Consider the following 14,704-nt stretch of genomic DNA (forward strand, 5'->3'; position numbering starts at 1 on the left):
GTGGGGCTCAGGCCTTGGCGCGGCGGATGTCGATGTTCCCGAACCGGGTGCGGGCGTGGACCTTGACGGTGTCCTCGGTCGTTTCGGGCGTCTCGGACGCGGTGAGGGTGTTGCGCACCTGTCCGGCGCCGGAACTCGCGTCGATCCACGCTGCCGTGCCCTCCCGGACCCCGACCTCGATGGCACCGTAGGAGGTCTCCAGCTGAACCGTGCCGCGCGCCACCTCGCCCACGCGCAGCGTGCCGTGCGCCGTGGTCGCGGTGACCGAGTCCCCGGCGCGCCGGACCTCGATGTCGCCGTTGGCGCCGCTCACCCGCAGCTCACCGGTCGCGACGTCGACGGTCGTGCTGCCGTGCGAGTTCTTCAGGACGGCGGGGCCGTCGACGAGGCCGACGCGCAGACTGCCGGAGCTGGTGGTGATCTCTGCCGCGCCGTCCACCCTGTCCACGGTGATGGAGCCGTGCGACGCGGTCAGCTTCAGCCGGCCCGTGGTGTCGAGGCGTACGTCGCCGGACGATGTCTTCACGCGGACCTCGCCGAGCCGGCCGTCACCGACGACCTGGGTCCAGGAGCCCGTCACGTCGACGCTCGACCCCGCCGGCAGTTCCACCGACACGTCGACCGTGCCTGTGCGGCCGAACAGGTTGCCCTTGGGGGTCCTGATGTTCAGGGTTCCGTTCGCGCAGGTTACCTCGGTCTGCTCGGCCGCCCGAACGTCCTGGTCCCGCTTCGGGTCGCGGGGCAGTACCTCGACGACGGTGTCGAGGCGGTCGCCCGCGGTGAATCCGATGGAGCCGGCGTGCACGTGCGCCGTGGCCGAGATGGGCGCGGGAGTGTCGTAAGAAGGCATGGCTGTACCGTCCTGTGTGGTTTCGAAGCATTCCTGCTGGTGGGAGGGGTGCGGGTGATGGCGCTGCGGGAGCGGGTGTGCGACTAGCGCACCCAGCCCGTGAAGCTCTGGCCGACGGTCCGGGTCTTCTCCGTCGCGCGGGGCCGGGCCCCGCCGTCCACCGCTGCCGACACCGCCCGCACCAGCCACGCGTTGACCGACAGGCCCTCGCGGCCCGCGGCCTCCTCGGCGCGGGCCTTGAGGTGGGTGGGCAGGCGCAGATTGACGCGGGCGGTGCCGCCTTCGTCGCCGTCGACGGGCGACGCGGCCTGGAGCGGTTCGGCGGGCGCGGCCGGCTGCGGGGCGCCGCTCTCGGAGGGCGGCCGTGTCACCACGAAGTCGGGGTCCAGTCCGCGCAGTCGTACGTCGACCGAGCCCGGGGCGAGTTCGCGGGTGATCTCGTCCGTCGCGGCGGACAGCACGTTCAGCATGGCCAGCCGGGTCGCCGACTCCAGGGGGGCGGTGAGCCGCTCCGCCAGCGCGCGGGCTTCGTCGCCGCCGGCCTCAGCGGCCACCGCGAGTTCGCGGCGGAGGGTCTCGACATACGGGGTCAGGTCCATGGCGCCATCATGGCACCATTTTGGCGCCATGTGCAAGCTCTGCGGCGCGGGGCCGGGAGTCGCGTCGTCGCCTGCCCCTCTGGCCTGCGATTATGGAGTGCTGCTTGATGGTGTGAGCGCCTCCTCTCTCCTTCGATCGAGGGATTCGGGTCGCATGGTGGCGCCGAATGGCGCCACGTGGCACATCCTTCGCGCCGTGTGGTGCCATGTGGTGCCACATGAGGGCCGGAAGGGTCCCGGACGCACCGAACCGGATCCGCGACGGGCGGATCCGGTTCGGGAGGCGGGACGCGGGAGCGTCGTGACTACTCCTGCACGAACGCCAGCAGGTCGGGGTTGAGGACCTCCGGGTGCGTCGAGAGCATGCCGTGGGGGTAGCCCTCGTAGCTCTTCAACCGGCCGTTGGGCAGCAGCTTCGCGGAGAGGGGGCCGGCGTCCTCGTACGGCACGATCTGGTCGTCGGTGCCGTGGGCGACGAGGACCGGCACGTCGATCTTCTTGAGGTCCTCGGTGAAGTCGGTCTCCGAGAAGGCCTTGATGCACTCGTAGTGGGCGTTGGCCGCGCCCCGCATGCCCTGTCGCCACCAGTTGTCGATGAGCCCCTGCGACACCTTGGCGCCCGGCCGGTTGAATCCGTAGAACGGGCCCGTGGGCAGCTCGATGTAGAACTGGGCGCGGTTGGCGGCGAGCGTGGCGCGGAAGCCGTCGAAGACCTCGATCGGCAGCCCGCCCGGATTCGACTCGGACTTCACCATGACCGGCGGGACGGAGCTGACGAGCACGGCCTTGGCGACCCGTCCGGGCTCGGCGCGGGCGACGTACCTGGCGACCTCGCCGCCGCCGGTGGAGTGGCCGATGTGCACGACTCCGCGCAGGTCGAGCGCCTCCACCACCGCCGTGACGTCGGCGGCGTACGTGTCCATCTCGTGGCCGGTGGCGCTCTGCGAGGAGCGTCCGTGTCCCCTCCGGTCGTGGGCGATGACGCGATAGCCCTTGGAGAGGAAGAACAGCATCTGGTTGTCCCAGTCGTCCCCGCTCAGCGGCCAGCCGTGGTGGAACATGATCGGCTCGCCGTCGCGCGGGCCCCAGTCCTTGTAGTAGATGGTCGTGCCGTCGATCGTGGTGACCGTACCCATGGTCGATCCTTCCGCTTGAACCACTGGGGGAGGGGGACGTGCGGCGGTGCGCCCGGCTCATGGGCGTGGGGCGTCGTTGCCGCCGCCGAGGGGCCGGGATCGCGAGCAAACGCCACAAACGATACCGCTAAGTGGCATAAGTCTCATTTTGTGCCCACCGATCGCCGAGGCGACCTCCCCACCGGGACGAGGGCGCGCTCCCCGCGCGGAGCCGGGGCCCGTGGACACGGTGTTCACCCGCCCGGACCGCCTGACGGTGCCGGGCGCTTTCCCCGGCGGCAGTGTCATCAGCGTTCAGCCTTCCTCCTCCTCGAAAGAGTGACCATGACGCAGCTACGGCACGCCCGGACCCGACGGTTCCTTCCTCTCGCGCTGCTCCTGCCGACGGCGGCGCTCATCACCGCCGGCCCCTCCCTGGCGTCCGAAGGCGCGGGCGACGCGCCGGCCCGCGAGCGTGCGAAGCCGACGGTCGTGCTGGTGCACGGCGCCTGGGCCGACGCCTCCGGGTGGGACCAGGTCTCGGAAAGCCTCCAGGCCAAGGGCTATCCGGTGGTCGCCACCGCCAACCCGCTGCGCGGCCTGTCCGACGACTCCGCCTATCTCGGGGCCCGGCTCAAGGCGATCAAGGGACCGATCGTCCTCGTCGGCCACTCCTACGGGGGCGCCGTCATCACCAACGCGGCCACCGGCAACCCCGCCGTCGAGTCCCTCGTCTACATAGCCGGCTTCGCCCCGGACAAGGGTGAGGAGACGCTGTCGCTCGCCGCCAGGTTCCCCGGCAGCCGCCTCACGGACGACCCGTCAGCCCCCGTCCCCACCGCGGTCGACGCCGTGCCGATCGGTACCGGCCCCACGGACGTGGACCTCTACATCAAGCCCGACAAGTTCGGCGAGGTGTTCCTGAGCAACCGTCTCGACGCGGCCAGGACGGCCGTCCTGGCCGCGTCCCAGCGTCCGATCACGCCCCTGGCAGGTGCGGAACCGTCCGGCACGCCCGCCTGGAAGACGATCCCGTCGTGGTACCTCGTGGCCACGGACGACCACACCATCGGCACCGAGAACCTGCGCTACATGGCCAAGAGGGCCGGCTCCACCACCGTCGAGGTGGACGCCCCGCACGCGGTCATGGAGACCGACCCCGGTGCCATCACCGACCTGATCCTGCGGGCCGCCCACGACAGCGGCCCCGGCCTCGCCAGGACCGGCATGTCCACGCAGGCCATCGCGCTCACCGGCGCCGCGCTCCTCGCGCTCGTGACCGGCACCGCTCTGGTACTCGGCGGCCGCCGCTCGAAGCGGGGCTGAAGCCCTCGAAGCCCGTCCGAGGGGGCGGGAGCCGGTTCCGCTCCCGGGGCGGCACGAGACCGGCCCGGGAGCGGCCCGGCCCACGCCGGCAAGCCGCGCCCGTCCGACACCCCTGTGCCGTACTCCGCCCCGCCCGCGCCCCGTCGTCCACGACGGGGCGCGGGCGGGGCGCGGTCGTGCGTGAGCTGCCGGGGTGTGCCCGCCGGACGCCGCCCCCGCCCGCGCCTGCCGCCCACCCGGTGCTCCCTTCGGGCACCTCGCCGCCGCGCCTCGCGCCCATGCCCGGGACACCGGACGCATCGCGCGTAGAGTGCCCCTTCCCAAAGCCCGCCGACAGGTCCAGGATTGTCCCCCCGCGACTCGCCTCCGCGCGGGGCCGCGGTGCCGGACCGGCCGCTGCCCCGTGTGGAAAGCTCACCCGGAGCGCACCACCGGGGGCGCCCCGCAGCCCCTCCTCCGGCGTGCCGCCGCCCGGCCGGCGGGACGTGCTTCTGCCGGCCAGGGCACGGCGGTTCCGCCCGCGCGCCATGTGTCAGTACTTCGACTAGGAGCATCTGTCATGGATTTTGGACTCGTCCTCCAGACCGACCCGCCGGCCTCGGCCGTCGTCGGACTCATGCGCCGCGCCGAACGGAACGGCTTCCGGTACGGCTGGACCTTCGACTCGGCCGTGCTCTGGCAGGAACCCTTCGTCATCTACAGCCGGATCCTCGAACACACCGAACGGCTCGTCGTGGGACCCATGGTGACCAATCCGGGTACCCGCACCTGGGAGGTCACCGCCTCGACCTTCGCCACCCTCAACGAGATGTACGGGAACCGCACCGTCTGCGGGATCGGGCGCGGGGACTCCGCGATGCGGGTGGCCGGCCGCAAGCCCAACACACTCGCCAGGCTCGGCGAGGCCATCGACGTCATCCGCGACCTCGCGGAGGGACGCGAGGCCACCGTCGACGGACAGCCGGTGCAGATCCCCTGGGTGAAGGACGGCAGCCTGCCGGTCTGGATGGCCGCCTACGGGCCCAAGGCCCTCGCGCTCGCCGGGCAGAAGGCCGACGGCTTCATCCTCCAACTGGCCGACCCCTACCTCACGGAGTGGATGATCAAGGCCGTGCGGCAGGCGGCCACCGACGCCGGCCGCGACCCGGACTCCGTCACCATCTGCGTGGCAGCGCCCGCCTACGTGGGCGAGGACCTGGCACACGCCCGCGAGCAGTGCCGCTGGTTCGGCGGGATGGTCGGCAACCACGTCGCCGACCTCGTCTCCCGCTACGGGGAGCACTCCGACCTCGTGCCCGAAGCGCTCACGGCCTACATCGCCGGACGTTCCGGATACGACTACAGCCATCACGGCCGTACCGGCAACCCGGACACGGCCTTCGTCCCCGACGAGATCGTGGACCGTTTCTGCCTGCTCGGACCTCCCGAGGCGCACATCGAGAAGCTCCGCGTCCTGCGCGATCTGGGTGTCGACCAGTTCGCCGTCTACAACATGCACGACGCGCGCGAAGCGACCATCGACGCCTACGGCTCCACGATCATCCCCGCACTGTCCGCCTGACGCCCCTTCACCCGCCCGCAACGGCCCGCCAGGCACCCCCCCGCACTCGCGCCCCGCACGGCACATCCCCCGAGCGAAGGGTCACGCCACCATGACCGCCACCGTCCCGCCCGTCCCGCCGTCCTCGTCCGACGGACGGATAGCCGACCCGTCGGGCCGGATCGAACTCGCCCCCGGATCCCTCCCCGACGACCCGCGCTTCGTCAACGACGACCTGCTGCCGGTGCCCCTGGAACGGCGCCGCTGGACGACGTACAACTTCGCGGCCCTGTGGATCGGGATGGCCCACAACATCCCGTCCTGGCTGCTGGCCTCCGGACTCGTCGCCCTCGGAATGGACTGGAAGCAGGCCGTCCTCACGATCGCGCTGGCCAATGTGATCGTGCTGGCCCCGATGCTGCTCACGGGGCACGCCGGCCCCAAGTACGGCATTCCGTTCCCCGTCCTGGCCCGCGCGTCGTTCGGGCTGCGCGGCGCCAACCTCCCGGCCATGATCCGGGCGGGTGTCGCGTGCGCGTGGTTCGGCATCCAGACGTGGATCGGCGGCGTCGGCGTCTTCACGCTGCTGGGCAAGATGTTCGGCGGCTGGGCGCGGGCCGGTGAGATCGGCGGCCAGCCCTGGACGCTCTGGCTCTGCTTCGTCCTGTTCTGGGTGCTCGAACTCGCCATCATCCACCGGGGCATGGACACCCTGCGCCGCTTCGAGAACTGGGCGGCGCCGTTCGTCATCGTCGGTGCGGTGGTGCTCCTCGTCTGGGTCGCGGTCAAGGCGGGCGGGTTCGGACCACTGCTGGACCAGCCCTCCGCCCTCGGGTGGGGCGCGGACTTCTGGCCGGTCTTCTTCCCCTCCCTGATGGGAATGATCGCCTTCTGGTCCACGCTCTCCCTCAACATCCCCGACTTCACGCGCTTCGGAGCCGGTCAACGGGCCCAGGTCCGCGGACAGTCGCTCGGCCTGCCCACGACCATGACCTTCTTCGCCCTGCTCTCCGTCCTCGTCACGTCCGGCTCGCAAGCCGTGTACGGGGAGGCGATCTGGGACCCGGTGCAGCTGGTGGCCAGGACGGACAACGTCTTCGGGCTGCTCTTCGGCCTGATCACCGTGCTGGTCGCGACGATCTCCGTGAACCTCGCGGCGAACGTCGTCTCACCGGCGTACGACCTGGCCAACCTCGCGCCGAAGCTCATCAACTTCCGTACGGGCGCCCTGATCACGGGGGTCGTCGGTGTCCTGATCATGCCGTGGAAGCTCACCGAGACACCCGAGCTGTACATCTTCACCTGGCTGGGACTGGTCGGCGGTCTGCTCGGCACGGTCGCCGGCATCCTCATCGCCGACTACTGGATCATCCGGCGCACGGTCCTCGACCTCCCGGACCTCTACCGGCGTGGGGGCCGCTACTGGTACACGGGCGGATGGAACTGGCGTGCCGTGGCCGCGTTCGGCGCCGGGGGCGTGCTCGCCGTCGGCGGCTCCCACTCGGCGCCCGGCAAGGGGCCGTTCCCCGACGGCGGACTGATCCCGTTCCTCAGGCCGCTGGCCGACTACGGGTGGGCGGTCGGCCTGGCCTCCTCGTTGGTGCTGTACGTCCTGCTGAGCCGCAACGCCAGGAGGGAACCGGCGTCCGGCCCGGCAGGGCACTGACGCCGGCCCCGCCCTCCGGGGGCCGGGTGGTCGTGGGCACCGGTGCGCCGAGCCGGGCAGGTCCACGGCCGCCTGCACCCCGTCGCCCTTGGGGTGGTGCCCGGGCCCTGCCGCGTGCCCGGCCGCCAGGTGTACGGAGGGTGAGGTTCGGCGCTGTTTTCGGCTACGGAACGTGGGGGAGGGGTGCCCTGAAGATCACCGGGAACGCCGGAACTCACCGGAAACAGGGGAGAGATGAACATGCACGTCAAGGGGAACGCCGTCCGCTCGCTCGCGCGCACCGCCGTCGTGGGGCTGACCCTCGCACTCGCCGTCCCGGCCACGGCGGCGGTGGCCGTCGCGCCCGCCGCCACACCGCCGGGACTGTCCTGCGACACGGGCAAGCACGCGATCGACGACTACACCGGCTACGCGCTCTGCCGGAACAACGGCTCGGCCACGCAGACCTTCTGGGTCCATCTGGTCTGCGGCTGGTCCCCGGACGTGGACGGGAATCACGTCACGCTCGGCCCGGGCCAGTCCGGTCAGTCGACCGCCCACTGCGCGGGGATCGGCACCGGCATCGGTGAGATCCACGTCCGTCCGTAGGACGCGCCGGGGGCCGCGCGCCCGTCCTCCGAGGGGCACGGGAGGACGGGCCGTGTGCCTGGTGCGGCGTGCTTGAGCGGGCCCCCACGCCTCGTTACTCTCCAGTAGATCCGCTCGGGCGGTCCCGGGGCGGCCCCGGGTCCGGTGCACGGGCGCACGCGAGGAGGCGGAAGCGATGTCCTCAGCAGACCCCACGGAGCGGACCGGGCCGGCCAGGCCGGAGGAGCCGTACACCGCGGAGCCCGGCCTCACCGACAGTGCGCGGGCCCTGGCCGAGGGCCGGACGACCTCCTCGGCCCTGGTCGCCGCGGCCCTCGCCCGCATCGAGGCGAGCCGCCACACCCTGAACGCCTTCCGTCAGCTGCGTACGGAGGCGGCGCTCGCCGAGGCCGCCGAGGCCGACCGGCGGCTCGACGCCGGGGAGCGCCTCCCGCTGCTGGGCGTGCCGGTCGCCGTCAAGGACGACACGGACGTCGCGGGCATGCCGACCTACTTCGGCTGCGACGGCGCCCTGCCGCCCGCCACCGCGGACAGCGAGGCGGTCCGCCGGCTGCGCGCCGCCGGAGCCGTCATCGTCGGCAAGACCAACTCCTGCGAGCTGGGCCAGTGGGCCTTCACCGAGGGGCCCGCCTTCGGCTGCACCCGCAACCCCTGGAGCACCGCGCACACCCCCGGGGGCTCCTCCGGCGGTTCCGCCGCCGCCGTCGCCGCCGGGCTGGTCCCCGCCGCGCTGGGTTCGGACGGCGCGGGCTCCATCCGCATCCCCGCGGCCTGGACCCACCTCGTCGGGATCAAGCCCCAGCGCGGCCGGATCTCCGTCCACCCCCAGAGCGACGCCTTCCAGGGCCTCACCGTCAACGGCCCCCTCGCGCGCACCGTCGCGGACGCCGCCCTCCTCCTGGACGCCGCGGCCGGCCCGCACCCGGCCGACCCGCACCGCCCACCCCGGATCGACGCGTCCGCCGCCGCCCGGCGGGACCCCGGCAGGCTGCGCATCGGCGTCGCCCTCCGTGCGCCGCTCACCCTCACCCGCAACGCCCCCCACCCCGAGGTCCTGCGCGCCGTCACCGAACTCGCCGAGGTCCTGGCCCGGCTGGGCCACCACGTGGAGGAGGCCCGCCCCCGCTACGGGCTCATCGGCCTCTCCTTCGTTCCCCGTGCCACCGCCGGCATCGCCGAACTCGCGGCCCTGCACCCCGAGCCGGGCCTGCTCGACCCCCGTACCCGCAGTGCGCTGCGCACCGGAACCCGGCTCGGCGGCCGGGTGGTGCGCGCCGCCCGCGCCAGGGAGGTACGCCAGCACGCGAGGCTCGGCGCCTTCTTCGACACGGCGCGCGGCCGACACGGTTACGACGTGCTGCTCACCCCCACGACGGCCACACCGCCGCCCCGCGTCGGCGAGTTCGACCGCCTCAGTGCCTGGCGCACCGACCTCGCGATGACGTCGGCCTGCCCCTACGCATGGCCCTGGAACGTCCTCGGCTGGCCCGGGATCAACGTCCCCGCAGGGTTCACCCGCGACGGCCTGCCCGTAGGGGCCCAGCTGCTGGGCCCCTCCCGCGGAGAGGCCCGGCTCATCTCGCTCGCCGCGCAGCTGGAGGCCGACCGGCGCTGGTACGAGCACCGGCCACCCGCTCCGGGGACGCCGCCGTCCGGCCCGGGCGGCGCCCGCTGAGGTGGGTGGGCCCCGCACCGCGGGTGCCGGGGCCCGGCCCCGCCTTCCCGCCGAAGGGCACGGGCCACTGTGGAGAGGGGGGCGGTCAGGAGATATCTTGATGTCAAGCAATGTTGCAGACGTGGAGCGGAGCACCCGGTGACTGACTCGACCATCATCTATACGCACACCGACGAGGCCCCTGCCCTGGCGACGTACTCGTTCCTGCCCGTCATCGAGGCCTACGCCTCGACCGCGGGTGTCACGGTCGAGCGCCGCGACATCTCGCTGGCAGGCCGGATCATCGCCGGCTTCCCGGAGCGTCTCGAGGCCGGCCAGCGTATCGATGACGCGCTCGCCGAGCTCGGCGAGCTGGCCAGGACTCCCGGCGCGAACATCATCAAGCTGCCCAACATCTCGGCCTCGATCCCGCAGCTCAAGGCCGCGATCGCCGAGCTGCAGGCGCAGGGCTACGCGCTTCCGGACTACCCGGACGACCCGCGGACCGACGAGGACAAGGACGTCCGCGCCCGCTACGACAAGGTCAAGGGCAGTGCGGTGAACCCCGTCCTGCGCGAGGGCAACTCCGACCGCCGTGCCCCCGCGTCGGTCAAGAACTACGCCAAGGCCCACCCCCACCGCATGGGTGCCTGGAGCGCCGACTCGAAGACGAACGTCGCCACCATGGGCGTCGACGACTTCCGCTCGACGGAGAAGTCCGTCGTCATCGGTGAGGCCGGCTCGCTGCGCATCGAGCTCGCGGGCGACGACGGCACGACCACCGTGCTGCGCGAGTCCGTACCCGTCCTGGCGGGCGAGGTCGTGGACGCCGCCGTCATGCGCGTCGCCGCGCTGCGTGAGTTCTTCACCGCCCAGGTCGCCCGCGCCAAGGCCGAGGACGTCCTGTTCTCCGTGCACCTCAAGGCCACGATGATGAAGGTCTCCGACCCGATCATCTTCGGCCACGTGGTCCGTGCCTTCTTCCCGAACACCTTCGCCAAGTACGGCGAGGCGCTCGCGGCGGCCGGCCTCACCCCGAACGACGGCCTCGGCGGCATCCTCAAGGGGCTCGACTCCGTGGACGCCGGCGCGGAGATCAAGGCCTCCTTCGAGGCCGAGCTCGCCGAGGGCCCGGCCCTGGCGATGGTCGACTCCGACAAGGGCATCACCAACCTGCACGTCCCGAGCGACGTCATCGTCGACGCGTCCATGCCGGCCATGATCCGCACCTCCGGCCACATGTGGGGCCCGGACGGCAACGAGGCCGACACCATCGCGGTCCTCCCGGACAGCAGCTACGCCGGTGTCTACCAGGTCGTCATCGACGACTGCCGCGCCAACGGCGCCTTCGACCCGTCGACCATGGGCTCCGTGCCCAACGTCGGTCTCATGGCCCAGAAGGCCGAGGAGTACGGCAGCCACGACAAGACCTTCGAGGTCCCCGCCACCGGCACCGTCCGCGTCGTCGACGGCAAGGGCGACGTCGTACTGGAGCAGGCCGTCGGTGCCGGCGACATCTTCCGGATGTGCCAGACCAAGGACCTCCCCATCCAGGACTGGGTCAAGCTCGCGGTCACCCGCGCCCGCGCGACCGGCAACCCGGCCGTGTTCTGGCTCGACGAGGGCCGCGCGCACGACGCCAACCTCATCGCCAAGGTCAACACCTACCTGGCCGGCCACGACACGGACGGCCTGGACATCTCCATCCGTACGCCGGAGGAGGCCACCGCCTTCTCCCTGGAGCGCATCCGCCGCGGCGAGGACACCATCTCCGTCACGGGCAACGTGCTGCGCGACTACCTGACCGACCTCTTCCCGATCCTCGAGCTGGGCACCAGCGCGAAGATGCTCTCGGTCGTCCCGCTCATGAACGGCGGCGGACTGTTCGAGACCGGCGCCGGCGGTTCCGCGCCCAAGCACGTCCAGCAGCTGGTCAAGGAGGACTACCTGCGCTGGGACAGCCTGGGTGAGTTCCTCGCGCTCGCGGTCAGCTTCGAGCACCTGGCCACCACCACGGACAACGCCCGCGCCCGCGTGCTCGGCGACACCCTGGACCGCGCGACCGGCACCTTCCTCAACGAGGACAAGTCCCCGAGCCGTAAGCTCGGCGGCATCGACAACCGCGGCAGCCACTTCTACCTGGCGCTGTACTGGGCCCAGGAGCTGGCGCGGCAGACCGAAGACGCCGCGCTCGCCGAGGCGTTCGGGCCGCTCGCCAAGACGCTGGCCGAGCAGGAGCAGACCATCGTCGACGAGCTCGTCGCCGTGCAGGGCAAGCCGGTCGACATCGGCGGCTACTACCAGCCCGACCCGGCGAAGGCGGAGGCCGTCATGCGTCCGTCGGCCACGTTCAACAAGGCCATCGCGTCGCTGGGCTGATCCCGGCCGCCGCGTCCGCGGACACGGCACCACCGCATGACGGCCGCCCCGGCAGGTGCAGACCTGCCGGGGCGGCCGTTCGCGTACCCGGAGAGGCGTGCGCGGGGAAACCGCGTGACCTGCGCGGGAAGCGTGCGCGGCCTGCGCGGGGAGCGTGCCCGGTCACCGGGGCGGGGGACCCTGCGTACGGAAGCGGGCGGGCCGCCCCGCCCCGGGCGCGTACGGTCAGCCGCGGACGAGCAGGACGAGTCCCGCCGCCACGGCGCCGAGGACCACGGCCGCGACGCCGTGGGCGAGGCGGTGGGCCCGCAGGACCGGCAGGAAGCGGTCCACGGCGAGCCGCCCCGGACCGGTGAGGGCCAGACCCGCCGCGGCGACGGCCAGCAGCAGCTCGTACTCGACGCCCTCGGGAGCGAAGAAGCCACCGCCCCACTTGACGGCCAGGGCGTTGATCATCGTGCCGAGGACCGCGGCGCCGGCGAGGGGCGTGAGCAGTCCGGTCACCAGGCCGAGTCCGCCCAGGGTCTCGCTGAGCCCGGCGATCAGGGCCATCGTCGTGCCTGAGGGGTACCCGCTCATCGTGAAGAACTGACCCGTTCCCTCCAGGCCGCCGCCGCCGAACCAGCCGAAGAGCTTCTGCGTGCCGTGCGCCGCGACGGTGAGTCCGACGGCGAGACGCAGCAGGAGCAGTCCTCCGTCGTACGCGTGGGGCGAGGTGGTGCCGGGGCCGGCAGTGGCGGCGGGCGAACCGGCGGCGGCGCGCAGCGTGGCGGACATGGAGGGCTCCTTCGTGGGGGGAACGGCACAAGCTTGAAACTTCAAAATGATTCTCGAACCTAGCAGATGCGTGAAACTTCAAGAAAGATGTCGTCCGATCGGACCACCCGTCCGTCGGCCGGTCCGCACGGCGCGGGCCGGCCGCTCGGCCGATGGGCGGGCCCCGGAGGATGCGCGAGGCTCGGAGCAGCGCACGGCCACGGGTACCGCCGGTCCCCGGGGGCCACGCCCCCGGCGGGCGCATGACCGTGAGCGGGAGAAGGACGAGGAGACGGAGGTGTCCGCGATGACACGCAGGGCGGAAGAGGCGTCGTGGGGCGGGGCGGCCGTACCCGGCCCGGTCCCGTCCACCGCGCGACGCGACGCGGGCCGTCTGCGCCGGACGCACGAGCGCCGGGGCCCGGCCGCCGTGACGGCGCTCCTCCTCACGGCCCTCGCCGGATGCGGGGCGGACGGCACGAGCCGGCCGGCGCCCGCCGGGGAGCCGGTGCCGCCCGGCCGGTCCAGCACGCAGCCCGGTGGCCGCGAACCGGCGCGCACGGCCGAGGGCACGCTCGTGGTCACCGACTTCGGGGCGGACACCGTCACCTTCGTCGACCCCTCGAAGCCGGACGGCGGCTCCGGCGGGACCTCGCTGAAGGTCGGTACCGCGCCCTACGGAATCGCGCTCGGCACGGACGGCACCGCATGGGTGGCGACGGCCGAGGGCGTGGCGGCCGTGGACACCGGCGCGCGCGAGCGCACGGCGCTGATCCCCTACGCGACCGACACCGGGCCCGTGACGACCGGCGAGTACCGCGGCGGAGGCATGGGCATCGCGCTCTCGCCCGACGGGCGGCGGGTGTACGTCGGAGTGAACGTCCCCGGCGGCGACGGTGTCCTGGAGGTCGTCGACACCCGGCTCCGGAAGGTGGTCGCCACCGTGCCCGTCGGGCGGAGGCCCTTCGACGTCGACGTCTCCCGCGACGGGCGGCACGTCTACGCGACCGGCCACGACTCGTTCGACGTGACGGTCGTGGACGCCCGCAGCCGGGAGAGCCGGCGCATCGAGGTGGCGCCCTACGGTACGGAGGGCGGGCTCGGGTCCTGGCTCAAGCCGCACTACGCGGCCGTGCGCCCCTCCGACGGTGCGCTGCTCCTGCCGTTCGAGGGCGAGCGGCTCGCGGTGGTCGACCCGGACCGTGGCCGGATCCGCGTCGAGCGCATGTCCGCCGACACCCACCAGCACGGGGCCACGGTCACACCCGACGGCACCCTGTACGTCGTCGGGACGGGCCCGATCGACCCCGCCGAGGACGAAGGGCCTTCCCTCACCGTCCGTGCCCCCGGCGGCGGGGAGCGGGTGATCCCACTCGACGGGCCGCACGAGGACGTCGCCGTGTCGGCCGACGGGCGGACCGCGTACGTCTCGGGCGGCTTCACCCGGGACGGCTACTGGAACGGCATCAGCGTCGTCGACGTCCCCACGGGTGAGGTGAGGCGCCTGCCGGTCGGCGAGCGCCCGCTGGGCATCGCGGTGCTGCAGGCCGAGCGGCCTGCCCGTCACACAGCTGAGCAGGCCCGCCGCTGACGTCCCGCGGACGGGCTGACATGCTCCCGGCGCAGCCGCGCATCCCCCTGAGCCGGACCGGTCCCCGGCATCCTGGCGGTCCCTGTGGTGATTCCCGACGCGAGGAACGAGTACACGGATGACGACCGCACCGCTGAGCGCCGCCGAACTCCTGCATGTGGAACGGGCCGTGGACCTGGCGGGTGAAGCCCTCGCCGCCGGGGACGAACCCTTCGGTTCGGTTCTCGTGGACTCCGGAGGACAGGTGCTGCGCGAAGCGCGCAACCTGGTCCGCAGCACCGGGGACCACACCCGGCACCCCGAGTTCGAACTGGCCCGCTGGGCGGCGGGCGAGCTCGCCCCCGGGGAACGGGCGCGATGCGTGGTGTTCACGTCGGGCGAGCACTGCCCCATGTGCGCGGCGGCGCACGGCTGGGCGGGCCTTGGCAGGATCGTCTACGCCCATTCCTCCGCAGAACTCACGCGGTGGCTGGGTGAACTCGGCGTCCCGCCGTCCCCCGTGCGCCCCCTGGCCATCGGGGAGGTCGTGCCGGGGCTGGACGTCCACGGGCCCGTCGCCGCTTTCACCGACAGGCTGCGGTCGATGCACCGCGAACTCCACGCGCGGGGAGGCGGCCGGCCCTGACGGGGCTTTCGGTTC

12 protein-coding genes are annotated in these 14,704 nt (G+C 72.7%); 8 read left to right on the top strand and 4 right to left on the bottom strand.

Annotated features, from left to right (window positions below; translation table 11 throughout):
• Positions 1–7 precede the first annotated feature (7 nt).
• The 3 genes from OHT61_RS26660 to OHT61_RS26670 all read right to left on the bottom strand — a co-directional run bounded on the left by OHT61_RS26660 (position 8) and on the right by OHT61_RS26670 (position 2,585).
• A complete protein-coding gene (locus tag OHT61_RS26660; protein ID WP_329041699.1) occupies positions 8–850 on the bottom strand; it encodes a DUF4097 family beta strand repeat-containing protein in 843 nt (280 codons plus the stop codon).
• A gap of 83 nt (positions 851–933) precedes the next feature.
• Positions 934–1,449 carry a hypothetical protein gene (locus tag OHT61_RS26665; RefSeq protein WP_329041700.1) on the bottom strand — a complete coding sequence of 172 codons (516 nt, stop codon included), beginning with the start codon at positions 1,447–1,449 and terminating at the stop codon, positions 934–936.
• A gap of 305 nt (positions 1,450–1,754) precedes the next feature.
• Entirely contained in the window at positions 1,755–2,585 is an 831-nt protein-coding gene (locus tag OHT61_RS26670; protein WP_329041701.1) for an alpha/beta fold hydrolase, read from the bottom strand.
• Positions 2,586–2,909: 324 nt separating this feature from the next.
• On the opposite strand from OHT61_RS26670, the gene OHT61_RS26675 reads away from it, so the two are divergent.
• The 6 genes from OHT61_RS26675 (at position 2,910) to OHT61_RS26700 (ending at position 11,717) form a co-directional block, all read left to right on the top strand.
• The gene (locus OHT61_RS26675) at positions 2,910–3,890 is read left to right on the top strand and encodes an alpha/beta fold hydrolase (protein WP_329041702.1); all 981 of its coding nucleotides are present in this window, start codon (positions 2,910–2,912) and stop codon (positions 3,888–3,890) included.
• Positions 3,891–4,449: 559 nt separating this feature from the next.
• On the top strand, positions 4,450–5,451 hold the full coding sequence (locus OHT61_RS26680; RefSeq protein ID WP_329041703.1) for a TIGR03842 family LLM class F420-dependent oxidoreductase: 1,002 nt from the start codon (positions 4,450–4,452) through the stop codon (positions 5,449–5,451).
• A 91-nt stretch (positions 5,452–5,542) separates the two neighbouring features.
• Positions 5,543–7,096 carry an NCS1 family nucleobase:cation symporter-1 gene (locus OHT61_RS26685; protein ID WP_329041704.1) on the top strand — a complete coding sequence of 518 codons (1,554 nt, stop codon included), beginning with the start codon at positions 5,543–5,545 and terminating at the stop codon, positions 7,094–7,096.
• A gap of 240 nt (positions 7,097–7,336) precedes the next feature.
• A complete protein-coding gene (locus OHT61_RS26690) occupies positions 7,337–7,684 on the top strand; it encodes a hypothetical protein (protein ID WP_443049539.1) in 348 nt (115 codons plus the stop codon).
• 175 nt (positions 7,685–7,859) lie between these two features.
• On the top strand, positions 7,860–9,359 hold the full coding sequence (locus tag OHT61_RS26695; RefSeq protein ID WP_329041706.1) for an amidase: 1,500 nt from the start codon (positions 7,860–7,862) through the stop codon (positions 9,357–9,359).
• Positions 9,360–9,497: 138 nt separating this feature from the next.
• Positions 9,498–11,717: an NADP-dependent isocitrate dehydrogenase gene (locus tag OHT61_RS26700; protein ID WP_329041707.1), complete on the top strand. Its 2,220-nt coding sequence runs from the start codon at positions 9,498–9,500 to the stop codon at positions 11,715–11,717.
• A 225-nt stretch (positions 11,718–11,942) separates the two neighbouring features.
• Here the strand turns inward: OHT61_RS26700 and OHT61_RS26705 are convergent, their stop codons facing one another.
• On the bottom strand, positions 11,943–12,494 hold the full coding sequence (locus tag OHT61_RS26705) for a DoxX family membrane protein (RefSeq protein ID WP_329041708.1): 552 nt from the start codon (positions 12,492–12,494) through the stop codon (positions 11,943–11,945).
• A gap of 286 nt (positions 12,495–12,780) precedes the next feature.
• On the opposite strand from OHT61_RS26705, the gene OHT61_RS26710 reads away from it, so the two are divergent.
• Both OHT61_RS26710 and OHT61_RS26715 read left to right on the top strand, forming a co-directional pair.
• The gene (locus tag OHT61_RS26710) at positions 12,781–14,064 is read left to right on the top strand and encodes a YncE family protein (protein ID WP_329041709.1); all 1,284 of its coding nucleotides are present in this window, start codon (positions 12,781–12,783) and stop codon (positions 14,062–14,064) included.
• A gap of 118 nt (positions 14,065–14,182) precedes the next feature.
• Positions 14,183–14,689 carry a nucleoside deaminase gene (locus tag OHT61_RS26715; RefSeq protein ID WP_329041710.1) on the top strand — a complete coding sequence of 169 codons (507 nt, stop codon included), beginning with the start codon at positions 14,183–14,185 and terminating at the stop codon, positions 14,687–14,689.
• Positions 14,690–14,704: the final 15 nt, after the last annotated feature.

It is taken from the genome of Streptomyces sp. NBC_00178 (assembly GCF_036206005.1).
Taxonomy (GTDB): Bacteria; Actinomycetota; Actinomycetes; order Streptomycetales; family Streptomycetaceae; genus Streptomyces.

Bases quoted from the DNA above. Each gene is read 5' to 3' on its own strand.
- OHT61_RS26660 (WP_329041699.1), bottom strand. From the start codon at position 850: ATGCCTTCTTACGACACTCCCGCGCCCATCTCGGCCACGGCGCACGTG.
- OHT61_RS26675 (WP_329041702.1), top strand. From the start codon at position 2,910: ATGACGCAGCTACGGCACGCCCGGACCCGACGGTTCCTTCCTCTCGCG.
- OHT61_RS26715 (WP_329041710.1), top strand. From the start codon at position 14,183: ATGACGACCGCACCGCTGAGCGCCGCCGAACTCCTGCATGTGGAACGG.
- OHT61_RS26685 (WP_329041704.1), top strand. From the start codon at position 5,543: ATGACCGCCACCGTCCCGCCCGTCCCGCCGTCCTCGTCCGACGGACGG.
- OHT61_RS26665 (WP_329041700.1), bottom strand. From the start codon at position 1,449: ATGGACCTGACCCCGTATGTCGAGACCCTCCGCCGCGAACTCGCGGTG.
- OHT61_RS26705 (WP_329041708.1), bottom strand. From the start codon at position 12,494: ATGTCCGCCACGCTGCGCGCCGCCGCCGGTTCGCCCGCCGCCACTGCC.
- OHT61_RS26710 (WP_329041709.1), top strand. From the start codon at position 12,781: ATGACACGCAGGGCGGAAGAGGCGTCGTGGGGCGGGGCGGCCGTACCC.
- OHT61_RS26680 (WP_329041703.1), top strand. From the start codon at position 4,450: ATGGATTTTGGACTCGTCCTCCAGACCGACCCGCCGGCCTCGGCCGTC.
- OHT61_RS26670 (WP_329041701.1), bottom strand. From the start codon at position 2,585: ATGGGTACGGTCACCACGATCGACGGCACGACCATCTACTACAAGGAC.
- OHT61_RS26690 (WP_443049539.1), top strand. From the start codon at position 7,337: ATGCACGTCAAGGGGAACGCCGTCCGCTCGCTCGCGCGCACCGCCGTC.
- OHT61_RS26695 (WP_329041706.1), top strand. From the start codon at position 7,860: ATGTCCTCAGCAGACCCCACGGAGCGGACCGGGCCGGCCAGGCCGGAG.